The organism is Microbacterium halotolerans, from assembly GCF_003569805.1.
GTDB lineage: Bacteria > Actinomycetota > Actinomycetes > Actinomycetales > Microbacteriaceae > Microbacterium > Microbacterium halotolerans.
In genome coordinates this window covers 1,270,555-1,294,852 of record NZ_KZ984051.1, presented here as the reverse complement: position 1 = coordinate 1,294,852, position 24,298 = coordinate 1,270,555, and the positions used below count along the sequence as shown (strand labels likewise).

The window sequence follows — 24,298 nt, the reverse complement described above, 5'->3', positions numbered from 1 at the left end:
CCGGCGGCTATGCCTTGCGGAGGAGGACGGACTCGACGGCGTGCGACGCCCCCTTCTGCAGCACCAGCGTCGCGCGGTGCTTCGTCGGGAGCACGTTCTCGACGAGATTCGGCATGTTGATGTCGCGCCAGAAGCCCAGGGCGGTCTGTTCGGCTTCGGCGTCGCTCAGTCCGGCGAACACGTTGAAGTACGACGCGGGGTTCGCGAAGGCACCGGCGCGCAGTTTGAGGAACCGGTCGACGAACCACCGTTCGATGTGATCGGTGTCGGCGTCGACGTAGATCGAGAAGTCGAACAGATCGCTGACCGCGACATCGTGCGGCGCGGGAGGCGGCTGCAGCACGTTCAGCCCTTCGACGATCACGACATCCGGCCTGCGCACCGTGACCTGGGCATCCGGAACGATGTCGTAGCGCACGTGCGAGTAGAACGGCGCGTGCACGACTTCCTCGCCGCTCTTCACCTTCGTGAGGAAGTCGACCAGCGCCCGCCGGTCATACGACTCGGGGAACCCCTTGCGGGTCATCAGTCCGCGGCGCTCGAGCTCGGCGTTCGGAAGCAGGAACCCGTCGGTCGTGACGAGGTCGACGCGCGGCGTCGTCGACCACCGACTCATCAGCTCGCGGAGCAGCCGCGCGATGGTCGACTTGCCGACCGACACCGATCCGGCCACGGCGACGACGAAGGGCGTGCGGATGTCCTGGCTGCGCCCGAGGAAGTCGGAGACGTCCGTTCCGATGCGCTGGTACGCGTTCGCCCAGATCGACAGCAACCGACTCAGCGGCAGGTAGACCTCGCGGATCTCGTCGACGTCGAGCCGATCGCCGATGCCGCGGATCTGCACCACCTCGGCCTCGGTCAGCGGCTGGTCCATGTCCGCTGCGAGCCGAGACCAGTCGGACCGCGCGATCTGGCGGTACAGCGAGAGCTGCGGATCGGAAGTCACCCGCGACATTCTACCGGCGCACACAACGCAGTCGATTCGCCCGGATACGCGGTCGGTGCATGCGGATTCCTGCGGGAGCGCACGCGCCGCAGCACCTGATCTCCTGGGCTGTGCGAGCTCGATCGCTCCGTCGTACCTGCACACGCAACGGACGGCGCTATCGTGTCCCCATGCGACTCGGCGTTCTCGATATCGGTTCGAACACGGTGCACCTGCTCGTCGCCGACGCGCATCCGGGTGGTCGGCCGTTGGCCACCACGAGTGACAAGAGCGTGCTGCGCCTGATGCGGTACCTCACGCCGGACGGGTCGATCTCACGCGAGGGCGCGGAGGCGATCGTCGCCGCCGTGCACCGGGCGAAGGCCGTGGCCGATGAGGAGGGCGTCGTGGAACTGCTCGCCACCGCGACGTCGGCGATGCGGGAAGCGACCAACGGCGGCGACATCATCGCCAGGGTCGAGGATGCGCTCGGCCAGCCGCTGCAGGTGCTCGGCGGCACGGACGAGGCGCGGCTGACGTTCCTCGCCATCCGGCGCTGGTTCGGGTGGTCGGCCGGTCAGATCCTGATGTTCGACATCGGCGGCGGATCGCTCGAAGTCGCTGGAGGCAGCGAGGAGCTGCCCCAGATCGCCGAGTCGGTGCCGCTGGGCGCGGGCCGGATGACGATCGAGCACCTTCCGGATGATCCGGCGGGCGACGATGAGGTCGCCGCGCTCCGCGAGCATGCCCGCGGCGTTCTGAAGCCTCTCGCCAAACGCTTCAAGGCATCGCCGAGACCGGATTTCGTGGTCGGCTCGTCGAAGACCATCCGGTCGCTGGCGAAACTCGCCGGCTTCGCGCAGCCCGGATGGGCGGGAGACGAGCGCTGGCGCCTGCCGCGGGCAGCGCTGGGCGCGTGGATCCCGGTCCTGGCGCGCATCCCCGCCGAGGCGCGCCAGGAGCTGCCGGGCATCACCGCCGACCGCACGTTCCAGATCACGGCCGGTGCCGTGGTCCTGCACGAGGCGATGAAGGCGCTCGGCGTCGACGAACTCGAGGTCAGCCCGTGGGCCCTGCGCGAGGGCGTCATGCTCCGCTACATCGAGCAGCTCGGCTGGGAGCGCGGCGCGTAGGACGCCGCAACTCTTCATTTCTGGCACATCTCCGGTGGCATCGCAGCCCGGAGTTGTGCCAGAAATGAAGGGATATGCGTTGTCGCCCTACAGCGCCGGCACGAAGAACATTCCGCCCGCGTCGGTCGAGGTGTGCGCGATGAACGCATCCTGTTCGTCCAGTCGTCGCTGGGTGGCGACGAAAGTCTGCGGGTCGTTCATGAACGCCGTGAACATCACTCCTGGGCCCGTCGGCGCGGCGTACGAATAGCTGCGGCGCAGCATCAGCGCAAGCCCGAGATTGGCCGGATGCGCGCGCCTGGCGTGGGCTTCGTTCGGCACGAGCCGGCGCCCGTCGTCGCTCTTGGCGAACAGGTCGATGTCGTCCATCGTGTCGCCTCCGGAAAGCGGCGCACCGGTGTCGCGGCGGCGGCCGATCGCGGCCTCCTGGTCTCCGTGCGACAGCGAGAGGAAGGCGCGGTCGATGCTCATCCGGCGGTAGACGACGTACGTGTCGCGGGAGTCACCGGTCCACACGCCCTCGGCGAGTTCCTCCGCGGTGCGGGGGTTCGCGATGCCGTCGATGAACCCGGCCGAGGTGCGCGTCGTGCCCTCGGGCGTAGGAGCGTCACGGCTGCCAGCGGCCTGCCAGCGCACGGTCGCCTGGCCGAGCGCCTGCACGATCACAGCAGTGGCGTCACTCACCGCGGCCGCTGTCTCGGCACACACCTGCACGCTCAGGTCGCCGCCGGACCGGATGTGGGCGGTGTCGCCTGCGAACGACGGCACGGTCATGTCGGCGGTCGCCCTGTCGGGCCACAGCGCGCGGGCGGCCTCGGGTGAGAAGCCGAACGTGACCGTCACGACGCCCGAGTCGTCTGAGTGCTCGCCCGCCGATGCGTTCCGCACGGCCTCGAGCAGGGCATCCGGTTCGAGGTCGACGTCGAGCACCGTGACCAGCATGTGCCGCTGCGGGACGGCCGGATGGGTGATGCCCGAGACGAGATCGGCCGATGGCAGCGAGGGCGAATCGGACGCCGCGGGAGTCGGCTCGGACTCGTCATCGCGGTCGACGAGACCGGCCAGCCCCCAGCCCGCTGCGCCGCCCACGACCGCTGCCCCGGCGGCGGTGAACAGGTCGCGTCGGCCGACCCCGCGGCGCGCGGGCGCGACCTGACCGCTCTCGGGGTCGGCACTCACATCGTCGCCGTGACCGAGAACATCGGAGCCGTGCCCTGCCACCGCGCGCGGGTCGTCTTCGCGGTCACTCATCTGCGCCTGCTCCGAGCATCTCGAGCAGACCTTCCGGGCGCTCGTCGCCCGCGGCCTCTTTGATCGCGACGACGAACTCGTCGCCGCCGTCATCGAGTCGCCCCAGTCTTCCCTCGTTCAGCCACATCCGCGTGGTCGCTCCCGCACCGTCGTCGCTGGGCAGCCGGTACACCTCGTACTCGACATCGTCGCTGCTCTCGACCCCGAGGAAACGCGCGTCGGACTGGCGCAGCAGCTCAGAGTTCTCCGGCCGATCCGCAACGAGCGAGAAGACGACGGCGAGCTCGGCGTACTGGCCTTCGAGTGCCGAGACCTGCCATCCGGATCCCGCATCGATTGCGACGGTCTGCGAGCCGAACGCGATCTGCTCGCTCACTGCTAGCCCCTCCGGTCCGCGTTCGAGCGTGCCCCATGCGACGCCGTCGTCGTGCGACACCGTGGCGTGGACGACATAGTGGTCGACATCGTCAGCGGCACCGACCGTGATCTCCGCACCGAACTCGTCCGTCGTCGACAGTTGGAAGCGCGTCTGCGCCAGCGCTTCGGCCTGCTCCGCATCGAGCGGCTCACCGTCTTCGCTGAGACCCGACGCGCATCCGGTCAGCAGCGCTGCGATGGCCAGCGACGCGGCGAGCACGCTCGCCCGGCGCCGCGTCATGAGGCGTCCTCGAGCAGGTCGGCCGACGGCACATCGATTCCGGCGGTGTCAGGCATGTCGACGCTGTCGGGAAGTTCGCGCGGCTTCTCGTCGACCGTGTCCAGCCCTGGCCGCTGCGGCGGCGAGGGCACGTCGGCGAACGAGATGCCAGCGGGAGCCGGCGGCTGGGAGTACGCGCCGGGAGCGGGTGCATCGCATCCGTCGTCGAGCAGCGCCTCCGGTTCGGCCGAGGTCGCACCGTCCAGTGCGAAGCAGTTGCCGTCTCCCACCGCGTCCGGAGCGGGTGCGTAGGCGACGGCGAGCCCGTCGCCCCAGGTGTTGTCGTGCACGTTCGTGCCGGACGGTGCGAAGTCCTCCGATGAGGTCACCCAGACGCCGACGCTTCCGTTGCCGGTGACGCGGTTCGCGAAGATCTCGGCATCGACCGTGCCTGCGAGGCCGACGCCGACGCCGAACGCGCCGCCGGCCTGCTCGGGTGTGTCCGCGTTGTTGTTGTCGGAGATGACGTTGCCCGCCACCGTCAGGTTCACGGTCGGGCCGTGCGCCTCGAGATAGTTCGACAGCACGCTCAGCCCGATGCGATTGTCGACGACTCGGTTTCCCGTGATGGAGACGCCTGATGCGTTCGCGAGTTCGATGCCGACGGCGTTGGAGATCGTGACGTTGGAGTCGACCCACGCGTTGCAGTCCTCGCACTGGCCGACGTAGATGCCCGCATCGGAGCCGCCGGAGGCGAGGTTGTTCCGGATGATGCCGCCGGTGCGGTTGAACGCGTAGATGCCGTAGAGACCGTTGTTCTCCGCCGTGACCGCCTGAACGAGGTAGCCGGGGACGGGATCGGGCACGTCCTCCGGCAGATAGCCGTCGGGGCCGCGGCCGAGGCCCGCTCCGTTCTCGTCGGTGACGCCCGTGATCAGCACGCCGTTCTGCAGGAAGTTCTTCACGGTGAGATTCTCGACCGTGATCCGCTCGCCGCTGCCGACGACCCCGCTGGAGCGGGTGAGTTCTCCGTCGATCACGACGCCGTTGCGGTCCTCGCCGCGCACGGTGACATCATCGGCAGAGACCTCGAGCGTCCCGGTGTACGTACCAGGCGCGATCAGGATCACGCCGCCGTCCGCCACGAGATCACCCGCATCGGCGAGCGAAGCGTCATCCGGCACGTGCACGATGTCGAGTGCGTCGGGCTCGGACACGCAGCCGGCGAGCCCGAGCATGGTGAGGCCTATCGCGACTGCTCCTGCGAGCGGTGTCAGTCTGCGTTGCACTGGATGTCCCTCTCTGGCGCCGCCCGAACCACCCGGGCGGTTCCACTTTCGCATATGACACGACGCTGCCCGCACCTCCCCGGAGGGCGAATGCGGGCAGCGTCGTCTCCAGCGGCTCGATCAGTCCTGCATGGCGCTGCGGCGACGCGCAGTGATGAGACCGCCGCCGATCAGGAGCAGCAGGAGTGCCGCGGCCCCTGCAGCGAGCGAGATCGTCCCGCCCGTGACAGCGAGATCATCGTCGGATCCGTTCGGCGACGTCGTGCCGTCCGTGCCGTCGGTGCCGTCCGCGTCCGTCGGCTCCTCGATGACGACGAAGCCGAAGTCGAGCGTGTCATCGCGCGCGCCGTCCTCGGTGAGATCGCCTGACTCGGCCGAACCCGTCGAGGAGTCGCCCTCGCCGTCACCGACGCCGGGCTCGGTCGACTCGAAGCCATTCGGCGGGGTGACCGTGACCGTGTAGTGCTCACCCTCCGGCAGCACGGGCAGGTCGTCGAACGAGTACTTCCCGTCCTCGTCGGTGGAGGTCGGCTCGACCGGGTCGCCGAACACATCGGTCACCGGCTTGCCATCCGGGCCCGTCAGCGTCAGCTCGACGCCCTCGATGCCCGACTCGTCATCGTCCTGACGACCGTCGCGGTTCGAGTCGAACCACACGTAGTCACCCACCGAGACCGTCGGCTTCACGAAGCCGAAGTCGAGCGTGTCATCGCGAGCGCCGTCCTCGGTGAGATCGCCTGACTCGGCCGAACCCGTCGAGGAGTCGCCCTCGCCGTCACCGACGTCGGGCTCAGTCGGCTCGAAGCCGTTCGGCGGGGTGACCGTGACCGTGTAGTGCTCGCCCTCCGGCAGCACCGGCAGATCATCGAACGAGTACTTCCCGTCCTCGTCGGTGGAGGTCGGCTCGACCGGGTTGCCGAACACATCGGTCACCGGATTGCCATCCGGGCCCGTCAGCGTCAGCTCGACGCCCTCGATGCCCGACTCATCATCGCCCTGACGACCGTCGCGGTTCGAGTCGAACCACACATAGTCACCCACCGACACCGTCGGGTCCTCCACGAAGCCGAAGTCGATCGAGTGATCGTTGACGTTCGCGGCGGGGGTTGTGATGCGGGCGACCGTCTCGTCCGAGCTCTCGGCCTGCACGCCATTGCTGTCGTTGACGTCCGTGGCGCCATCTGCCTGCGGCTCTGTCGCGTGGTAGCCGACGAGTGCGCCGTCGGTGAAGTTGGACGCGTCGATGACGACGTCGTACTCCGTATCGGGCTCGAGCCCGTCGACCGCGCCGAAGTAGTACGCGCCATCAGCATCGGTCACCGTGGTGGCGACGACATTGCCGTCGGTGTCGCGCAGAGTGACCGTCACGCCCTCGACGGGTGCCTCATCCGGATCCTGCACGCCGTCCTTGTCGGAATCGATCCAGACGTAGTTGCCGATCTGCTGCGTCGCCGCGGCGACGAGGACCTCGACATCGGCGAGACCGGTGTTCTTGCCGAAATCGCCGGTGAGATCGATGTTGCCCGTCGGCACGTCGTCATTGCGGACGACCTGGCCTGCCGAGTCTCCGGTGGCGTGCAGCACCCGCAGGCCCTGCGTGAAGTACTGGTTCGCGTCGAGCTGGTTGGTGAGCACGTAGTCGAGCTCGGGAACGTATGCGATGCCAGAGAACGAGCCCTGCGCATGCACAAGATCCGCATTCGAACCCGCGCGATCCACGTAGTCGAAGTCGGGTGCCCACTGGATCTGATCGTCGGCGAGCGTCACCTGCACGAGGTCTCCGGTGAGGATGTAGTCGCCTGACTCTGGCTCGCCGTCGGCGTTGAAACCGTAGATCATCGCCGTGCCGTACTGGTCGCTGGAGCGGTCGCGGAACGAGAACGCGAACTCGCCGTCAGCGATGACTTCGATGTCGGCCAGCAGCGGCTGCGCGTAGTTGAGCTGGTAGCCGTTGCCGTTGTTCCAGCCGGATGCGCGGTCGTTGATGCACGCATCGGGGACGTCATCGTGCCACTCGTTCCAGTCGACGTAGCGGCACGCCTCGTTGACGTAGCGGTCTGCGGTCTCCTGGCCCTGGCGCTCGAGCACATCGCCCGCATTGCCGGAGGCGACCACACCGGCGAACGAGAGCGATCCGTCAGCGGCGCGCGTGAAGTTCAGCAGATAGACGTCCATCGTCTCGCCGTCGGTCGCACCGACGTACAGCTCGCCGTCGTGCTCCTCGAGGGCGAAGGGAGTCCAGAAATCGGCATCGGAGTCGACGCCGGCGAGACTCGCAGGAACGGCGAGCTCCTGAACCGGCACACGATCGGCCGCCGCTGTGTCGCGGTCGCTCAGGTCGTAGGTGACGAGCATGTCCCTGGCGAGGTTGACCGTCGTGAGGAACGCGTTGTCCTCGGTCACCTCGATGTCCCCGAGGCCTTCGCGGCTGACGCGGTCGCGGAAGTCGAAGTCCTGGTCTGCGTCCCAGTCGTGCGTCGTCGATCCGGCGTCCCGAACCACTGCCCACAGGCCGTCGTCTTCGCCGTCGAGTGCGTCATAGCGGTAGATGCCACCGGCGCCGCCCGGCCCGTATTCCGCTGCGCGCTTTGCGTAGGCGCCGGCGTAGATCTCGCGGTAGCCGGAGTCGACGCCGATCCCGTACACAGTGCCGTACGAACCGCGACCGGTCAGCTCGGCCTGCGAGCCCTGGAGGTTCGCCGGCAGCGAGTACAGCTCCGTCTCCTGGGCATCGGATGCCATGTTGTCCTGGAGCGCTGAGAAGACCTGTCCGTTCTCGACACCGAGCTTCGAGAGATCGACGTAGCCGACTTCGACCGTTGCATCTGCGCCGTCCGCTACATCGGCGAACGACACCGCCGGGCCGAAGGCAGTCTCGTCGGTCGCCGCGGGATCAACCGTGGATTCGGTGTAGGTCGCCGGGTCGGGATTGGTGACCTCGACGCGGTACGTGCCGCCGGTCAGCGCGGTGCTGTCGATTTCGGCCGCGCCCGCGACCGTGACGGCGGTCGCCGAGGCGCCCTCCGAATCGGTGACCGTCACGGTCGCGCCGTCGATCATCGCATCGACGGCGTCACGTTGACCGTTCAGGTTTCTGTCTTCTGTGACGTGCACGATGATCGTGCCGTCCGTGGTCTCTGCATGCGCGGCTGCTCCGCCGAACGCCGCGAGCGCGGCGACGGTGGATACGGTGGCCGCGCCCGCGAGGGCGCGCTTCATCTGTATGACTCCAGGCTGGTCGGAAGTTTCCTCCCCGGCTTCCGATAGCCGGGACGGCACAACCCACCCGCACGCCTCCGAGACGTGCTGGCCGGATCGATCGGGATTCGGATTCCCACTGCCGACTTCAGAGTCTGACCGGTATTCGAGGCGGAGTCAACCGAGTCCTACCTGTGTGCACTCATCCCAAAATGCTAATATACAAGTACACTTCTTCTTGTTCACATATGCACGCCCCACTGGCACGCCTCCGTCGGCATTCCGAGCGGAGGCGTGCCGAAGAAACGGATAGTCGAATCGCTGTCAGCGCCCGAGTCGCTCCTGGACGACCTTCGCGAGGTGATCGGCATGGCGCCGCGCGGTCTCGCTGTCGGCGGCTTCGACCATGACGCGCACGAGCTGTTCCGTGCCGGACGGACGCAGCAGCACACGGCCGGTCTCCCCCAGCTCGGCCGCCACGGCATTCACAGCGGCGACGAGCGGCTCGTCATCGGTGCGGTCCTTGTCGACGCCGGTCACGTTGATCAGCACCTGCGGGTACACGGTCATGATCGCAGCCAGCTCGGCGAGCGGCTTGCCCGTGCGCGCCACCTCGGCGGCGAGGTGCAGGCCGGTGAGCACGCCGTCACCGGTGGTCGCGTGCTCGCTCATGATGACGTGACCGGACTGCTCACCACCCAGCGAGTGTCCGCCGGCGTTCATGCCCTCGAGCACATAGCGGTCGCCCACGGCGGTCTGCAGCACCTCGATGCCGCGTTCCCCCATGGCGCGGTGCAGACCGAGATTGCTCATCACCGTGGCGACCAGGGTGTTGTTCGCCAGCACGCCGCGCTCATGCATGGAGGCCGCGAGGATCGCCATGATCCGGTCGCCGTCGATCTGGTTGCCCTGCGCATCGATCGCCAGGCAGCGGTCGGCATCGCCGTCGTGGGCGATGCCCATGTCTGCGCCGAGACGCACGACGGCTTCGGCGAGATGATCGAGGTGGGTGGAGCCCACGCCGTCGTTGATGTTGAGGCCATCCGGTTCCGCGCCGATGACGGTGAGTTCCGCTCCAGCGTCGCGGAAGGCATCGGGAGACACCCCGGCCGCGGCACCGTGCGCGCAGTCGAGCACGACGTGCAGCCCGTCGAGCCGGTGCGGCATCGTCGACAGCAGGTGCACGAGGTAGCGGTCCTCGGCGTCGGAGAAGCGCCGGATGCGGCCGACCTGCGATCCGGTCGGGAGCCACCTCTCCCCGTGCATGTGCTCCTCGATGCGCCGTTCGACGACGTCGGGAAGCTTCACGCCTCCGCGCGCGAACACCTTGATCCCGTTGTCGGGAGCGGGGTTGTGCGATGCGGAGATCATGATGCCGAAGTCGGCATCGAAGTCGGCGATCAGGTAGGCGAGCGCCGGCGTCGGGATCACACCTGCGTCGTAGACGTCGACGCCGGAGGAGGCGAGCCCGGCAGCGACAGCGGCGGAGAGGAACTCGCCGGAGATGCGCGGGTCGTGCGCGATCACCGCGGAGGCGCGGCGACCTTCCGCACGACGCGCCTCGGCGGAACGGCCCTGGCCCAGGACGACGGCAGTCGCCTGGGCCAGGGACAGAGCGAGGTCGGCGGTGAGGGAGCCGTTGGCCAGCCCCCTCACGCCGTCCGTGCCAAACAGCGGCATCGGAAGAGCGCTCGCTTTAGCGCTTCGAGTACTGCGGGGCCTTGCGGGCCTTCTTGAGACCAGCCTTCTTGCGCTCCTTGACGCGAGCGTCGCGCGAGAGGAACCCGGCCTTCTTGAGGGTCGGTCGGTTGTTCTCGACGTCGATGCCGTTGAGCGAACGCGCGATGCCGAGGCGAAGCGCGCCGGCCTGACCGGACGGGCCGCCGCCGGTGATGCGGGCGATCACGTCGTACGCGCCGTTCAGCGAGAGGAGCGTGAACGGATCGTTGATCAGCTGCTGGTGCAGCTTGTTCGGGAAGTAGTCCTCGAGCGTGCGCCCGTTGACCGTGATGGTGCCGTTGCCCGGCACCAGACGCACGCGTGCGATGGCCTGCTTACGGCGGCCAACAGCGGCGCCGGGAACGCTGACGACGGGGCGGGCGGCCTCGACGGTCTCAGCGGCCTCGGACTCGGTGCTGTAGTTCTGCGGGAAGTCGGTAGTGTCGTTCGCCACGATGAATCCTTAGCTTCGCGCTTACTGCGCGACCTGGTCGAGGGTGTACGTCTTGGGCTGCTGCGCGGCGTGGGGGTGCTCGGCACCCGTGTACACCTTCAGCTTCGAGAGCTGCTGACGGCCAAGGCTGTTCTTGGGGAGCATGCCGCGGATCGCCTTCTCGACGGCGCGCACGGGGTTCTTGTCGAGGAGCTCCTCGTAGGAGACCGAGCTCAGGCCGCCGGGGTAGCCCGAGTGGCGGTATGCACGCTTGTTCTGGAGCTTGTTGCCCGTGAGCGCCACCTTGTCGGCGTTCACGACGACGACGAAGTCGCCCATGTCCATGTGCGGAGCGAAGGTCACCTTGTGCTTGCCGCGCAGAAGCGCGGCCGCGTGCGAGGCGAGGCGGCCGAGAACGACGTCGGTGGCGTCGATGACGAGCCACTCGCGCTGGGCGTCGCCAGCCTTCGGGGAATAAGTGCGAGTCACAGTTGTGCTGCTTTCTATTCGAACGGAGACGTTCGTGAATCCCGCTCCGGTGCCGATTCCGGGTCGAAGATCCGGAATGCAGACGTTGGAGGGCTCACGTTCGCAGTGCGCGCAGTCGCGCACCAACGAGATAGCTTAGCACGACTCCCGGGCCGACACATCACCGCGTTCATGCCGCCTGCTCAGCGCAGGATCGACCGCACCGCTCATCCGGCGCCGCCTGCAGACCCCGCAGAAACCAGGAGAATGCGCGGACTCCAAGCTCCCTGCCCAGGAATCATCCGAGGCGACGCGGATTCTCCTGGATTCCGCGCGGAACGAGAACGAAGGTTGTGCGGGGAGCGTGAGAGGGCAGGATGGGCGGGTGACTGATGTGCATGCAACCCTGTCGTCCGCGCAGCTGCGCGACGTGGAGCTCGCCCTGGCCGGCGCGAACGGTGGCTGCGCTCGGCTGCGCCTTCGCGATGTCGAGATGGTGCAGGGCGAGACGATCGTGCTGCACGATGCCGAGGGCACGGATGTCGCGCAGCTCCGCGCCGATGACGTCGCCGTCGTTGCGCCGCACCCGGCCGAGGTCGCACAGATCGGCGCGGGAACGGCGCCGGATCTGCCTGGCGAGACGCTGGTGTCCGGCGCGGTGTCGGCGCGCAGGTCGCTCGGGCACCGCGACCGCACGGACCTGCGTGTGACCGCCGGTTTCGCCCGCGTTCCCCTGGCCATGCTGATCACCGGGACCGTGCCGGAGCCGGAGGACGCCGGATGGGATGACGCCGACCCCGTGATCGTGCTGGACCGCGACGACACCTCCGCCCTGGCCTCAGCCATCGCCCGGGTCGAGGCAGCGGGGCGCCGCGTCGTGGTGATGCCATCGCCGAGCGATCCGGCGTCCGCGCGCGACATCGCCGAGCAGCTCGTCGCCGACCGCGTCGATGTCTGGGAGACCGCGATCCCCGCCTCCCCCGGCTGTGCGATCCTGCTGACGGGGCTCTCCGGCTCCGGCAAGTCCACCATCTCGAAGCTGCTCGTCGAACGCCTCGCCGAGACCGATGAGCGCACGACCACACTGCTCGACGGCGACGAGGTCAGACTCATCCTGTCGAAGGGCCTCGGCTTCTCACGCGAGGACCGGATGCTCAACGTGCAGCGGATCGGCTGGGTCGCGTCCCTGATCGCGCGGCACGGCGGCATCGCCGTCTGCGCGCCGATCGCGCCGTACGAGGCGATGCGGCGCGAGATGCGCGAGCGCGTCGAGCAGCACGGTCGTCTCCTGCTCGTGCACGTATCCACCCCGCTGTCCGTCTGCGCCGAGCGCGACCGCAAGGGGCTGTACGCCAAGGCCGCCGCCGGTGAGATCGCCGAGTTCACCGGTATCAGCGACCCGTACCAGATCCCCTCGGACGCGGATCTCACCATCGATGCTTCCGTCGTCGCACCCGGTGACGCGGTCACGCAGATCCTGGAAGCCATGCGCCCCTGACCCCACGCCTGGCTGCCGAGATGCGCACCTTTCGTCGAGATGCGCCGGCTTTTACGCCCGGATGTCGCAGAAGTGCGCATCTCGGCGGCGGGTGCGCAGATCAGTCCGGCAGCGGGGCGTTCTCACTCCGATGCCTTTCGCTCGCGACGCGCGGCGGGCGGGATTCCGTACACGGACCGCAGCCCCATCCAGCCGAGGGTTGCGGCGACGAAGGCGAGCGAGACCGCGGCGATCGTCCACGGGATGTCCACGTCGAGCATGCGCAGCCCCGAGGCCAGCAGCACCAGCGCGAGGGCACGGCGCACGATGCCGCTGGGCAGCGTCGACGACAGGCGCGCGCCGATGATCGTGCCGGGTACGCTGCCGATGATCAGCGGCAGCACGATCGACCAGTCGACCTCGCCGAACAGCAGATGCCCGATGGCCGCCGCGACCACGAGCGGAACGGCCTGCACGAGATCGGTGCCGACGAGCCGCCCCATCGGGAGCAGGGGGTACAGCAGCATCAGGGCGATGATGATGAGCGAGCCCGACCCGACGGAGGTCAGCCCGACCATCAGGCCGCCGACGATGCCGACGATCAGCGTCGGGATCCTGCGCACCCGCAGTGGCGCACCGTCCTCGCGACGCGTGTGCGTGCCGTCACGACGCTCGCGCGCACGATTGCGCATTCCGATGAAGGCGCGCAGACCGATCAGGGCGGCGGCGAGGACCAGAACGGCACCGAGCGCGGTCTTGACGAATGCCGAGGCATCGGCCGCCTCACCGTGGATCGAGATGATCAGCGCCCCGCAGAAGGCGGCGGGCACGGAGCCGATCATCAGCCACAGCACGAGCCCCCAGTTCACGGTGCCCCTGCGCGCATGCACGATGGATCCCGCCGGCTTCATCACGGCCGCCGTGATCAGATCGCTCGAGACCGCTGTGAACGGGTTCACCCCGAAGCCCAGCACCAGCACGGGCGTCATCAGCGCGCCGCCGCCCATGCCGGTCAGCCCCACCACGACGCCCACTCCGAGGGCCGCGAACGACATCGCCCAGTCCATAGCTCGCGACGGTATCCCAAACCCGTCAGAGTTCCCGAGGCCAGGAGTAACCGGGCGTCATGCGACACCGGGGTCGGCTTGCTCCCGGGTTAAGGTCGACTTGCCGAGGGGCGTTCCCCGCCGGCAGCCCAATTCGAACCGTTCGCGAGGCACAGGACCGTGGTCACCGAATACGCAGGGAGCAGCGACGCAGCCATCGCACGCACCCTCGCGACCGAGGCAGCGGCCCGGCTCGTCGGCATCCGGCTCGAGAACCCGGACGCCGACCGGCTGTCGCTGAAGGATCTGGGCGACCAGGGTGCGCAGGCCGTTCTCGCCGCGCGCCTGGCCGAACTCGCTCCGGCAGACGCCGTGCTGAGCGAGGAGGCGGCGGACAGCGCCGCCCGGCTCTCCGCATCGCGCGTGTGGATCATCGACCCCCTCGACGGCACCCGCGAATACAGCGAGGGGCGCGACGACTGGGCCGTGCACGTCGCGCTCGTCGTCGATGGTGCGCTCTCCCTCGGGGCGGTCGCGCTCGGCGGCCCGGATGAGGTGATCGTGTCGACCGACCTCGCCGGCAGCACAGATGCCGGGGAAGCCCCGATCCGGATCGCCGTCAGCAGGAGCCGCGCATCCGGGATCGTCCGCCGCGTGGCGGCCTCTCTCGGCGCCGAGCTCATCCCGATGGGATCGGCCGGCGTGAAGATCTGCTCCGTCGTGAACGGCGCGACCGACGCGTACCTGCACGCCGGCGGTCAGTACGAGTGGGACAGCGCGGCGCCCGTCGCCATCGCGCGTGCCGCCGGCCTGCACACCTCGCGCCTCGACGGGAGCGACCTCGTCTACAACCGGCCTGACCCCTACCTTCCGGATCTCGTGGTCTGCCGCCCCGACATCCGGGATCGCGTGCTGGGTGCGATCGACGACGCGCTCGCCGCGCAACCGGAGTGAAAGGAGCCCTCGTGCCCACCGAAACGAACTACTCGATCTCACAGCTGAGGCAGCTCGAGGCCGAATCGATCCACATCATCCGGGAAGTGGCCGCGCAGCTCGAGAAGCCGGCGCTGCTGTTCTCCGGCGGCAAAGACTCCCTCGTGATGCTGCACCTCGCGTTGAAGGCGTTCGCCCCGGCGCGGCTGCCGTTCCCCGTCGTGCACATCGACACCGGTCACAACTTCCCCGAAGTGCTCGACTTCCGCGACGAGCACGTGGCCCGCAACGGCCTCCGCCTGATCGTCGGCTCTGTGCCTGAGGCGATCGAGCGCGGCCTGGTCCGGGAAGAGCCGAACGGGTCGCGCAACCGCATCCAGACGCCGGTGCTGCTCGACACGGTCGAGAAGAACGGCTTCGACGCCATGCTCGGCGGCGCCCGCCGCGACGAGGAGCGGGCCCGGGCCAAGGAGCGTGTGTTCAGCTTCCGCGACGAGTTCGGCCAGTGGGACCCGAAGAACCAGCGCCCCGAGATCTGGGATCTGTACAACGGGCGCGTGCACCCCGGTGAGTCCATCAGGGTGTTCCCGATCTCGAACTGGACCGAGCTCGACATCTGGCAGTACATCAAGGAGGACGAGGTCGCGATTCCGCCGATCTACTTCGCGCGCGAGCGCGACACCTTCGTGCGCGACGGCATGGTGTTCGAGGCCAACGATTTCTGCCTGCCCCGAGAGGGCGAGGAGGTCTCGAAGCGGACGGTGCGCTACCGCACCGTGGGGGACGCGACCCTCACTGCAGCCGTCGAGAGCGACGCCGACACGGTCGACAAGATCATCGACGAGGTTGCGGCGACGCGCATCACCGAGCGCGGCGCGACGCGCGGCGACGACCGCGTGAGCGAGGCCGCGATGGAGGACCGGAAGAAGCAGGGGTATTTCTGAGATGGACATGCTGCGATTCGCCACGGCCGGCTCCGTCGACGACGGCAAGAGCACGCTGATCGGCCGACTGCTGTACGACTCGAAGTCGATCTTCGAGGACCAGCTGCTCAGCGTCGAGGAGACGAGCAGGAGCCGCGGAAACGAGTACGTCGACCTGTCGCTGCTCACCGATGGCCTCCGCGCCGAGCGCGAGCAGGGCATCACGATCGACGTCGCCTACCGCTACTTCGCGACTCCCAAGCGCAAGTTCATCATCGCCGACACTCCGGGCCACCAGCAGTACACGCGCAACATGGTCACAGGCGCATCGACCGCCGACCTCGCGGTCGTGCTCGTCGACGCGCGCAAGGGCGTGCTCGAGCAGTCCCGCCGCCACGCGACGATCGCGTCGCTGCTGCGCGTACCGCACGTCGTGCTCGCGGTGAACAAGATGGACCTCGTCGACTACGACGAGCGGGTGTTCGACGAGATCCGCCAGGACTTCCTCGACTTCAGCGCGAAGCTGAACATCACCGACATCACGGCGATTCCGCTCTCGGCGCTCAACGGCGACAACGTCGTCACACGCAGCGAGAACATGCCGTGGTACGAGGGCACCTCACTGCTGCACCACCTCGAGAACGTGTACATCGGAGCCGATCGCAATCTGCAGGACGTGCGCTTCCCCGTGCAGTACGTCATCCGACCTCAGCAGTCCGACGTGCTCGACTACCGCGGCTACGCCGGCCGGGTGGCGAGCGGACTCATCCGGAAGGGCGACGAGGTCATCGTGCTGCCGAGCGGCCTCACCTCACGTGTGAAGGCCATCGACACGGCCGACGGCGAGATCGAGCAGGCGTTCCCGCCGATGAGCGTCACGATCCGCCTCGAGGACGAGATCGACATCTCCCGCGGAGACGTGGTCGCCCGACCGCACAACCAGCCGCACGTGTCGCAGAACATCGATGCCATGGTGTGCTGGATGGACGAGGCGCTGCCCCTCGTCCCGGGAAGGAAGTACACGGTGCTGCACGGCACCCGCGAGGCGCGCTGCGTGGTCAAGGAGCTCCACTACGAGCTCGACGTGAACACGCTGCACCGCAATCAGGCGGCCGACCAGCTGCGCCTGAACGGCATCGGCCGCGTCGCTCTGAGGGTCACGACGCCCCTGGTGGCGGATCCCTACGCGTCGAACCGCGAGACCGGGTCGTTCATCCTGATCGACGAGTCGACCAACTCGACCGTCGCGGCGGGAACGATCACCTCAGCGGAGTAGGGCACCGGCCGAGGCCGGGCATCCGATGCCCGCGCACACTGCGCAACAGAACGCGCGTTCCCGAACATGGTCCAGCGCAGAGTCTGTTGAGCTGCGCGCATTCTGTTGCCGAACGCGCGTCGCCTGATGGCTCGCGGCCAACGGCATCCGGCCATCCGGGGTCACACGAGCTGGATTCTGCCCGTCATGCCCATCCGGTAGTCGGCCTCGACGAGAATCGGCAGATGGTCGCTCGTTCCCTTCGGCAGAGTCTGCACGTCGCCGATCGAGAGCAGTCGCGAGGTGACGAAGTCGTAGTGCCCGCGGAAGTAGCGGTAGCGCGTATAGGTGCGCGAATCGCTGAGCGTGAGGTCGTAGCCGTGCTCGCGCACGCGATCGCCGAGGCGTTCCTTGAAGATCGGATAGTTGTAGTCGCCGACCATCAGCGTCGGCGTGCCAGGCCCGAGCTGCTCGAGCGCCTGCAGCGCCGAGGTGATCTGCGAGCGGCGCAGCGAGTTCAGCGCGGTCAGCGGTGCGGCGTGGAACGACGCCATGGTCACCTCCCGGCCGGCGTCGATGTCGTGCAGCTGCACGCCCAGCAGCCGCTCGTGCGCGGGGCGCAGCACGATGTCGTGCAGCGACTTCTTCAGCCCCAGCGAGACGCTGTCGACGAGCCGGTACGTGTTCTCGCGGTAGTAGACGGCGAGGCCGAGCCGGTTGTTGTCCGTCGCGGCCGCCTGTCGAAGTCCCTGCACGCGGTCAGGCAGATCCGACACGTCGGCCTCCTGCAGGCAGAGCACGTCGGGCTCGTAGCCTTCGACCAGCCGCCCGAGCTCTCCGGCGGCTGCATGCTTGCGGAGGTTGTACGAGAGCACCTTCATGCTCGCAACGCTACGCCTCGGACCGCACCTCCGGACGCCGAACTGCGCACATGTCGTCGACGCACGCCGCGATCGGCCGGCTGCCGGCCGGCACGACGCAGTCGATGCGAGGAGTGCGGCCCGTAGCGGCCCAGGCACGTCGGGCCCGGCGACGAACACGACGTCGGTTCGACTGCGTTGCGCTCAGCACCGGGACCGCCCTGGGCGCACCTCACGGTCAGTCGCGGTCGCGACGGTTGCGGGTCTGCTCGGCTCGCAGGGCCAGCAGCTCGTCGGCCGGGTAGCCGACATCGGTCAGCGTAAGGCCTCGCGCCTCCTGCACCATGAACGCACTCGTGCGCACGAGCTCGTCGCGCAGCACCTCGAGATCGCCGGGTGCGAGACGCCCCTCCCCCACGGCGACGCACGCGCCGACCAGCGCCCGCACCATCGAGTGACAGAACGCGTCGGCTCTGACGTTCGCGATGAGAATGCCCTGCTCATCGCGCCGCCATTCGAACTCGAGCAGGGTCCGGATGGTCGTGGCGCCGGGACGCGGCTTGCAGTACGCGGCGAAATCGTGCAGGCCGATGAGCCCGCGGGCCGCCTGGTCCATCGCGTCGGCGTCGAGCCTGCTCCTGACGCGCGTCGTGCGCACCCGCTGAAGAGGGTCGTAGCCCGCTGTCCGGTCGGCGATGCGGTACTCGTAGCGCCGCCACGCCGCGGAGAAGCGCGCGTCGAAGCCGTCGGGCGCGGTCGACGTTCGCGTCACAGCGACGTCGGAGTACTGTCCGAGCACGCCCATCGTCCTGTGCGCCAGCAGGGACGCGGGGTCGCGGTCCGCCTCTGCGCCGGCGTGCTCGCGGGCCTTGTCGATGCGGCGCCGGCGCGTGACGCGCTCCCACTGATCCGGCGTCAGGTCGGCGTGAGCGACCTGCCCCGTCGCGTGCACGCCCGAATCGGTGCGCCCCGCGACGGTGAGCCGCACCGTCGAGCCGGCCACCCGTGCGAGGGCGTCCTCGAGGACGCCCTGCACCGTGCGCATCCCCGGCTGCCGCGCCCACCCCTTGAACTCGGTGCCGTCGTAGCCGATGTCGAACCGGATGCGCCGGATCCCCTCATCCACGGCGCTGGGCCGAGCCGCATCCGTGTCCGGTGCGGCGCCTGCATCATCCGGTGCGCTCCCCTTCACGATCGCCGCACTCACAGCGCTCCCAGCGCGGAGATCACGACCCGCGCGGAGCGCTCGGCGGCATCGTCGATGTGGGTCTCGAACTCGGTGCCGTCCGGTGCGCACAGGTCGCTGACAGCGCGGGCGACGGCGAATGCCGCACCGTGGTTGTGGGCGGTCTGCGCGACGGCGACCGTCTCCATATCGATCGTGAGCAGCCCGGGGAAGGACTCGCGCAGCTCGCGCGCGATGTCGACGGTCGCGAACTTGTCTCCTGCCCCCATCACACCTTCGCGCACGCCGGCGCCGTCGAGCGTCGCTGCGGCGAGCGCAGCGCGGATCTCAGCGTCAGCAGAATAGGAAGCGGGCATACCGGGCGTCTGGCCAGGTACGTAGCCGAAAGCCGTGGCATCCGCCTCGACGTTGATCGTGTCGGTGCCGACCACGACGTCGCCGACCGAGACCCCCGCGGCGAGCCCACCGCAGCTTCCTGAGACGATGACCGCGACGTCGTCGCCGTAGCGGTGGATCGCCCCGACGGTCGCGCCGGCGGCGTTGATCATGCCGATGCCGCTCGTGACGAGCACGACCGTGCGCCCACCCAGTTCGAGCCCGCGGTGCACGGCCCCGCCGATCCTCACAGGTTCGCTCGCCTCGCTCGCGGCTTCGAGGAAGGGCTGCGCCTCCTCGTCCATCGCCACCTGGATCACGTATACGCGGTTCGCCGTCACCATACGAGGCTAAGTCATCCGGATGAAGCGACCATCCGGATGTGCGGCGCGGTTCCGGAATGGTCGCGAGAGGCACACGTCCTCGATGGGATCAGGTCCGTTTCGGCGCGTCTCGGCGATATCGACACCGCTCGGTGGCTTGGCGCTACACTCTCCCCCAAACCGATCGAGCGCGGCCGGTGGAGGTGGGGCGACCGTGCGCACGACAGGACGGGGAATCGCACGATGATCGATACCATCCAAGCCGCACTCGAAGCCGTCAGCGGAGTCATCTGGGGGCCGTGGCTGCTCATCCCCCTGCTCCTCGGAACCGGTCTGTATCTGACCATCCGGCTCGGCGGGCTGCAGTTCGTCCGCCTCGGCGCGGCTCTGCGACTCGGCATCTTCCGCAGGAAGGACCCTGACGCAGAGGGCGACATCTCGCAGTTCCAGGCCCTCACCACGGCGCTGGCGGCGACGGTCGGCACCGGCAACGTCGTCGGCGTCGCCACAGCACTCGCCATCGGCGGGCCGGGCGCACTGTTCTGGATGTGGATCACCGGGCTGCTCGGCATGGCGTCGAAGTACTCCGAAGCGTTCCTCGGCGTACGCTTCCGCACCACCGATTCCGCCGGTGAGCGCAACGGCGGTCCGCAGCAGTACCTCGAGCGCGGCATCCGGAACTGGTTCGGAAAGACCCTGGCCGTCGCCTTCACGCTGTTCACGATCTTCGCCTGCTTCGGCATCGGAAACCTCACTCAGGGCAACTCGGTGTCGGCCAACCTCGAGCGCAGCTTCTCGGTTCCCACCTGGGTGACCGGAATCGTGCTGACGGTGGTCGCGCTGATCGTGCTCGTCGGCGGGATCAAGTCGATCGGCCGGGTCACAGCCGGTCTCGTCCCGATCATGATCGTGCTCTACGTCGTCGCCGCCCTCTACATCCTGCTCGTCAACGTCGGCGACATCCCCGCGGCGCTCGGCATGATCTTCCACGACGCGTTCACCGGCAGCGCCGCAGCCGGCGGCTTCGCGGGATCGGTCATCATCATCGCGATCCAGTTCGGCGTCGCGCGCGGGATCTTCTCGAACGAGTCGGGCATGGGGTCCGCGGCCATCGCGGCCGCCGCCGCCCGCACCAGCCACCCCGTCCGGCAGGGTCTCGTGTCGATGACGCAGACCTTCATCGACACGATCATCGTCGTGACGATGACGGGCCTGGTGATCGTCACGACCGGCGCGTACTCCTTCACCGGCTCCGACGGCGAGCAGCTCGACGCCTCGCTGATGACCGGCGAGGCGTTCACCCAGGGCCTGCCGGGCGAATGGGGCCACTGGATCGTCACGATCGGCCTCGTACTGTTCGCGTTCTCCACGATCCTGGGCTGGTCGTACTACGGCGAGCGCGCGGTGGAGAAACTGCTCGGCCGCCGCTCTGTGATGCCGTTCCGCGTACTGTTCGCGCTCGTCGTGTTCGTGGGCTGCACCACCGAGCTCGGCGTCGTGTGGGCGTTCTCCGACGTGATGAACGGCCTGATGGCGCTGCCGAACCTGATCGGGCTGCTGGTGCTCTCCGGGTTGGTCGCCAGGGAGACCCGGGCCTACCTGCGTCATGACCCGAAGCTCACCGCCACGCAGGCTGAGATCGAGACGTTCATGGCGGATGACCCCGGATGGCAGGAGTGGCGCCGGACGGAGAAGGCCGGCAGGGATGCGAAGCTCCCGTAGCGTCCGCCGAGCCGCGCGCAGGCGCACGTCCCAGACGCTTCAGACTCTCGGGTTCCGTCCCGTCGTGTCACCGACGAGCAGAAGGCCCCGAGCCGAGGCCTTGAGAATCGCATCGTCCTGACTGTGAGCATCGAGCTTCCGGTAGATCGCACGCAGATGCGCCTTCACGGTGCCGGGTGACAGATACAGCGAGCGCGCCACCTCACGGCGGTCACCCAGCTCCGCAAGCGTCCTCAGCACCGTCAGCTGCATGGGAGTGAGGGCAGTCGGTGCACGAGGCCGCCACTGTGCCGGCAAGGGCGGAGACAACGCGAATCCCGACCGCAGCGATGATGGATTGTCAGCGACGGCCAGGATCCGCTCGCGTTCGTCTTCCGAGATGAGCGCAAAGGCGATCCTCAGTTGGTGGGAACGCTGCAGCAGCTGGAGTCGGCTCGCTGCGTCTCGAACGCTTTCGGCATCGGACCGGTGCACGCCGAGCCTCGCGAGGACGGCGAAGACCACGTGCTGTTCGAGCGGCGCCCTGGCTCGGCTGACCGCGCGGCCCAGCTTTCCGGCGGCCTCTTCGATGCGCTGTCCGTCCAGGTCCCGTGCTGCGTCCAACGCGAGCTGCAGCGGATCCTGTGGGTTCTCGTCCGAGGGCGCCGCCAGAGCGTGGGTCTGCTCGCCTGCCAGCCGGAGAATCCGCTGCACGAGCGCGACGCGCTTCACGATCCCCGGGTGCGTGTCGCCGCTCAGCCTCTCCCCCACGACGGACTCGAATCGCGCGCGTGCAGCGGAGGGATCTCCTTCGGCCAGGTCGAGCAGGATCTCGCCGAGCAGGCAGATGTCCCAGTGCTCCGTGACCGGAGCCGTCGTCCGGAACTCGGCGACGGCCTGCCGCAGTCCGCGAACATGTCCGCGGGTGGCTTCGCGGACGATCTGCGAGAGCAGATAGTAGGTTCTGATGTTCCCTCCGCGCCAGACGCGCGGCCAGTCTTCGTCACGGATGCGCTGCGCCAGCGCCGTCGACTCACGGTTGTCGCCCGCATACGCCTCGAGATACGACAGTGCGGCCAGCGCGGAGTTCCGGCGGTAGGCGATCCGCCGCGCGCTGCAGAAGCGCTCGATCAGGTTGAGGTGCTGCCTCGCTCTCCTCCACTCCTCACTGTAGATCAGCGTCACCCCCACCTGGTATCCGAAGTTCGCGAAGGCCTGGTCGAGCGCTTCGTCGAAGCCCCCTGACTCCACGAGAACCGCGGCCTGCTCGGAGAAGCGGATCGCAGCGACGCGCGCACGGGCTCCGTCCCCCGTTCTTCGAAGTGCGTAGCCCTCGATCCCCAGCGCGATCAGCCGCTCGGTGTCGCTCGCACCCTCAGGCGGTCGCTTCGCGGCTTCGATCGCGTTGGCGAAGAGCTCTCGTCCGTCCAGCCCCGAACGCGGCGACAGTTCGACGGACGTCCCCATCCAGACGGACAGCAACGGGCTGTCGCGAATGCGATCGGGCCCCAGCGCGGCGACACGGGCCAGGGTCTCCTCCGCCAGCATCGCCGAAAAGGGAAACACGCGCAGTGCGATGCGTTCGATCAGCTCGACGTCCTCGCTGTCGATCGCGTACTCGAGCGCCAGCTCGTCCTGGCCGTGTCTCATATACCAGCGCGCAAGCGTGCGGCACGCACGGCCGCGTGCTGTGGGCCATCGTCGGCGCAGCATGTCCAGTGCCTGAGCGCGCGGCCCTCCGCGGAACTCGAACCGTCTGCTTCCAAGAGCGTCACTCACCCATGTTCCGAGGCCGGCGTCGACAAGGCGATCGAGCAGGTCGGCGGCACGCGACGACGCCGTGAGCATCGCGGCGAGCTGCCCGTCGACATGGGGCGGCAGCGCCATCATGCACACGTCGGCCAGCACCGCGGGGTCCGTGATCACGTCGCGGAGATCCTTATCACCGCGCTGCGTCTGCCTGCTGCGAGCCGGGGGGCTTCGTTCAGACCCGATTGCTGCGCTCTCCGCCCAGGTCGCGAGTTCCTCGGGTGCGACGTCTGCGCGCTCCACGTGCGCAGCGTCAAGGTCGTCGATGGCCGTCTGGACCGACTCCGCAACGACGACGCGGAGCGTGCGAACGCGCCGGAGCATGTGCGAGACGTCTGCAAGCACCTGCCCGTAGACGGCGGGAGTCGCGACCGTATCGACACCGTCGATGACGATCACGAAATCGTACGGGAGCGATGCCAGCACCTCGCACAGCGCATCACGCACGGCCGCAGCCGACGCGCTGGCTTCTGCCGTCGTTCGGAACAGCATTTCGTCTGAGATCAGCGCCTGCGCGTGCAGCTGCGTGATCGCGCGCATCCAGAGGCTCGTCGCTGTGCGAGGCGCAGGCACGGCTACCGGCCACACCACGGCGTCGGACGTGAGGGTGGACGTCCACTCACGCAGCAGAGCCGTCTTGCCTCGTCCGGATTCCGCCCTGATCACGACGAGCCGTGCCTCACCTGACAACGCGACAGGTTGGCTGCGCTGGCCCTGCGCTGTCATGTCCTTCACCTCCCCGCCCGTGCGCGACGACATCGTCTTGCCGAGATACCCGGGGAGTCCGGGCTCCCGCTCCAAGGATACGGGAATTCTGACGTCCCGCATCTGGTTTCCCTGCGCCAAGACGGAATGCTGTCGCTGCCGTCAGAAGGAGATGCGCACAGGCACCTCGTCCGCCCCGAGGAGTAGTTTCACATCGCCACTCTCTCCGCTCTCAGCACCAACGAGATACTGGCCTTCAGGTGTTCGTCGCGGATCTTCTCGGCCGTTGACCGCATCGATTCGGATGCGTCGCAGAACACGGTGAGAAGGTGAGGAGATACGTGAACGGCTCAGGGAGCCCAGCGGGGCAGAGGCCCAACGTCGGCGTCGCCGAGGCCAGGTCGGTGAATCTGCCGACTCATTGGCTTCTCCGCCGACTGTTCTTCATGGCGGCAGCGGACGAGAAGGATGCTCGTAGATCCGAATGACCTGAGTGCCGCACTCGGAAGAGATACCAGTGGGCGCCTGCTCGATGAGGCTTTCGCATCGAGCAGGCGCCCACTGTCGGTCGCGTTCATTTCCTTAGCTCGGGGCCCGATCACGAGGGCTGGGGGACCTTCGACGATCGGGCCCCGAGCGGTTCTGCGAGGAG

General features: G+C 68.3%; 19 protein-coding genes. 6 read left to right on the top strand and 13 right to left on the bottom strand.

The window, feature by feature from the left end:
* Positions 1-7: 7 nt before the first annotated feature.
* A complete protein-coding gene (gene coaA / locus DZG09_RS05780; RefSeq protein ID WP_119696683.1) occupies positions 8-955 on the bottom strand; it encodes a type I pantothenate kinase in 948 nt (315 codons plus the stop codon).
* A gap of 161 nt (positions 956-1,116) precedes the next feature.
* Between coaA and DZG09_RS05775 the strand changes: the two genes are divergently transcribed.
* Positions 1,117-2,058: a Ppx/GppA phosphatase family protein gene (locus DZG09_RS05775; RefSeq protein ID WP_119696682.1), complete on the top strand. Its 942-nt coding sequence runs from the start codon at positions 1,117-1,119 to the stop codon at positions 2,056-2,058.
* An 87-nt stretch (positions 2,059-2,145) separates the two neighbouring features.
* On the opposite strand, the gene DZG09_RS05770 is transcribed toward DZG09_RS05775, so the two are convergent.
* The 7 genes from DZG09_RS05770 to rplM all read right to left on the bottom strand — a co-directional run bounded on the left by DZG09_RS05770 (position 2,146) and on the right by rplM (position 11,074).
* Entirely contained in the window at positions 2,146-3,309 is a 1,164-nt protein-coding gene (locus tag DZG09_RS05770) for a Dyp-type peroxidase (RefSeq protein WP_119696681.1), read from the bottom strand.
* Positions 3,302-3,967, bottom strand: a complete 666-nt coding sequence (locus DZG09_RS05765) for a hypothetical protein (protein WP_119696680.1) — start codon at positions 3,965-3,967, stop codon at positions 3,302-3,304. The genes DZG09_RS05770 and DZG09_RS05765 overlap by 8 nt, the downstream gene beginning before the upstream one ends.
* A complete protein-coding gene (locus tag DZG09_RS05760; protein ID WP_162893178.1) occupies positions 3,964-5,235 on the bottom strand; it encodes a right-handed parallel beta-helix repeat-containing protein in 1,272 nt (423 codons plus the stop codon). Before DZG09_RS05760 ends, DZG09_RS05765 begins: the two co-directional genes overlap by 4 nt.
* Before the next feature lie 120 nt (positions 5,236-5,355).
* Positions 5,356-8,454: an SdrD B-like domain-containing protein gene (locus tag DZG09_RS05755; RefSeq protein WP_119696678.1), complete on the bottom strand. Its 3,099-nt coding sequence runs from the start codon at positions 8,452-8,454 to the stop codon at positions 5,356-5,358.
* Positions 8,455-8,757: 303 nt separating this feature from the next.
* Positions 8,758-10,113: a phosphoglucosamine mutase gene (gene glmM / locus DZG09_RS05750; protein ID WP_119696677.1), complete on the bottom strand. Its 1,356-nt coding sequence runs from the start codon at positions 10,111-10,113 to the stop codon at positions 8,758-8,760.
* Positions 10,114-10,129: 16 nt separating this feature from the next.
* Positions 10,130-10,606, bottom strand: a complete 477-nt coding sequence (gene rpsI, locus DZG09_RS05745; RefSeq protein ID WP_087054913.1) for a 30S ribosomal protein S9 — start codon at positions 10,604-10,606, stop codon at positions 10,130-10,132.
* A 21-nt stretch (positions 10,607-10,627) separates the two neighbouring features.
* A complete protein-coding gene (rplM, locus tag DZG09_RS05740) occupies positions 10,628-11,074 on the bottom strand; it encodes a 50S ribosomal protein L13 (RefSeq protein ID WP_087054912.1) in 447 nt (148 codons plus the stop codon).
* Positions 11,075-11,438: 364 nt separating this feature from the next.
* On the opposite strand from rplM, the gene cysC reads away from it, so the two are divergent.
* Positions 11,439-12,551: an adenylyl-sulfate kinase gene (cysC, locus tag DZG09_RS05735; RefSeq protein ID WP_240423727.1), complete on the top strand. Its 1,113-nt coding sequence runs from the start codon at positions 11,439-11,441 to the stop codon at positions 12,549-12,551.
* A gap of 122 nt (positions 12,552-12,673) precedes the next feature.
* Here cysC and DZG09_RS05730 read toward each other — a convergent pair whose 3' ends face one another.
* Positions 12,674-13,597 (bottom strand): sulfite exporter TauE/SafE family protein, encoded by a 924-nt coding sequence (locus DZG09_RS05730; RefSeq protein ID WP_205529072.1) that lies wholly within the window; start codon positions 13,595-13,597, stop codon positions 12,674-12,676.
* A gap of 159 nt (positions 13,598-13,756) precedes the next feature.
* On the opposite strand from DZG09_RS05730, the gene DZG09_RS05725 reads away from it, so the two are divergent.
* Genes DZG09_RS05725 through cysN form a run of 3 tightly spaced genes read left to right on the top strand, consistent with a single transcriptional unit; the run spans position 13,757 to position 16,708 of the window.
* The gene (locus tag DZG09_RS05725) at positions 13,757-14,530 is read left to right on the top strand and encodes a 3'(2'),5'-bisphosphate nucleotidase CysQ (RefSeq protein WP_119696676.1); all 774 of its coding nucleotides are present in this window, start codon (positions 13,757-13,759) and stop codon (positions 14,528-14,530) included.
* Between the two features lie 11 nt (positions 14,531-14,541).
* On the top strand, positions 14,542-15,453 hold the full coding sequence (cysD, locus tag DZG09_RS05720) for a sulfate adenylyltransferase subunit CysD (protein WP_119696675.1): 912 nt from the start codon (positions 14,542-14,544) through the stop codon (positions 15,451-15,453).
* A 1-nt stretch (position 15,454) separates the two neighbouring features.
* The gene (gene cysN / locus DZG09_RS05715; protein WP_119696674.1) at positions 15,455-16,708 is read left to right on the top strand and encodes a sulfate adenylyltransferase subunit CysN; all 1,254 of its coding nucleotides are present in this window, start codon (positions 15,455-15,457) and stop codon (positions 16,706-16,708) included.
* A 161-nt stretch (positions 16,709-16,869) separates the two neighbouring features.
* On the opposite strand, the gene DZG09_RS05710 is transcribed toward cysN, so the two are convergent.
* The 3 genes from DZG09_RS05710 to mtnN all read right to left on the bottom strand — a co-directional run bounded on the left by DZG09_RS05710 (position 16,870) and on the right by mtnN (position 19,449).
* Entirely contained in the window at positions 16,870-17,568 is a 699-nt protein-coding gene (locus tag DZG09_RS05710) for an endonuclease/exonuclease/phosphatase family protein (RefSeq protein ID WP_119696673.1), read from the bottom strand.
* Between the two features lie 217 nt (positions 17,569-17,785).
* On the bottom strand, positions 17,786-18,673 hold the full coding sequence (gene truA / locus DZG09_RS05705; RefSeq protein WP_205529128.1) for a tRNA pseudouridine(38-40) synthase TruA: 888 nt from the start codon (positions 18,671-18,673) through the stop codon (positions 17,786-17,788).
* A 77-nt stretch (positions 18,674-18,750) separates the two neighbouring features.
* Positions 18,751-19,449, bottom strand: coding sequence for a 5'-methylthioadenosine/S-adenosylhomocysteine nucleosidase (mtnN, locus tag DZG09_RS05700; protein WP_162893177.1), 699 nt, complete (start codon positions 19,447-19,449; stop codon positions 18,751-18,753).
* Positions 19,450-19,674: 225 nt separating this feature from the next.
* On the opposite strand from mtnN, the gene DZG09_RS05695 reads away from it, so the two are divergent.
* Positions 19,675-21,153, top strand: coding sequence for an alanine/glycine:cation symporter family protein (locus DZG09_RS05695; RefSeq protein WP_119696671.1), 1,479 nt, complete (start codon positions 19,675-19,677; stop codon positions 21,151-21,153).
* A gap of 39 nt (positions 21,154-21,192) precedes the next feature.
* Here the strand turns inward: DZG09_RS05695 and DZG09_RS05690 are convergent, their stop codons facing one another.
* Positions 21,193-23,667, bottom strand: a complete 2,475-nt coding sequence (locus DZG09_RS05690) for a helix-turn-helix transcriptional regulator (protein WP_162893176.1) — start codon at positions 23,665-23,667, stop codon at positions 21,193-21,195.
* Between the last annotated feature and the right edge of the window lie 631 nt (positions 23,668-24,298).

What these genes read in the sequence shown, in the direction of transcription:
- coaA (WP_119696683.1), bottom strand. Translation starts at nt 955, where the DNA reads ATGTCGCGGGTGACTTCCGATCCGCAGCTCTCGCTGTACCGCCAGATC.
- DZG09_RS05775 (WP_119696682.1), top strand. Translation starts at nt 1,117, where the DNA reads ATGCGACTCGGCGTTCTCGATATCGGTTCGAACACGGTGCACCTGCTC.
- DZG09_RS05770 (WP_119696681.1), bottom strand. Translation starts at nt 3,309, where the DNA reads ATGAGTGACCGCGAAGACGACCCGCGCGCGGTGGCAGGGCACGGCTCC.
- DZG09_RS05765 (WP_119696680.1), bottom strand. Translation starts at nt 3,967, where the DNA reads ATGACGCGGCGCCGGGCGAGCGTGCTCGCCGCGTCGCTGGCCATCGCA.
- DZG09_RS05755 (WP_119696678.1), bottom strand. Translation starts at nt 8,454, where the DNA reads ATGAAGCGCGCCCTCGCGGGCGCGGCCACCGTATCCACCGTCGCCGCG.
- glmM (WP_119696677.1), bottom strand. Translation starts at nt 10,113, where the DNA reads ATGCCGCTGTTTGGCACGGACGGCGTGAGGGGGCTGGCCAACGGCTCC.
- DZG09_RS05730 (WP_205529072.1), bottom strand. Translation starts at nt 13,597, where the DNA reads ATGGACTGGGCGATGTCGTTCGCGGCCCTCGGAGTGGGCGTCGTGGTG.
- cysN (WP_119696674.1), top strand. Translation starts at nt 15,455, where the DNA reads ATGGACATGCTGCGATTCGCCACGGCCGGCTCCGTCGACGACGGCAAG.
- DZG09_RS05710 (WP_119696673.1), bottom strand. Translation starts at nt 17,568, where the DNA reads ATGAAGGTGCTCTCGTACAACCTCCGCAAGCATGCAGCCGCCGGAGAG.
- DZG09_RS05695 (WP_119696671.1), top strand. Translation starts at nt 19,675, where the DNA reads ATGATCGATACCATCCAAGCCGCACTCGAAGCCGTCAGCGGAGTCATC.
- DZG09_RS05690 (WP_162893176.1), bottom strand. Translation starts at nt 23,667, where the DNA reads ATGACAGCGCAGGGCCAGCGCAGCCAACCTGTCGCGTTGTCAGGTGAG.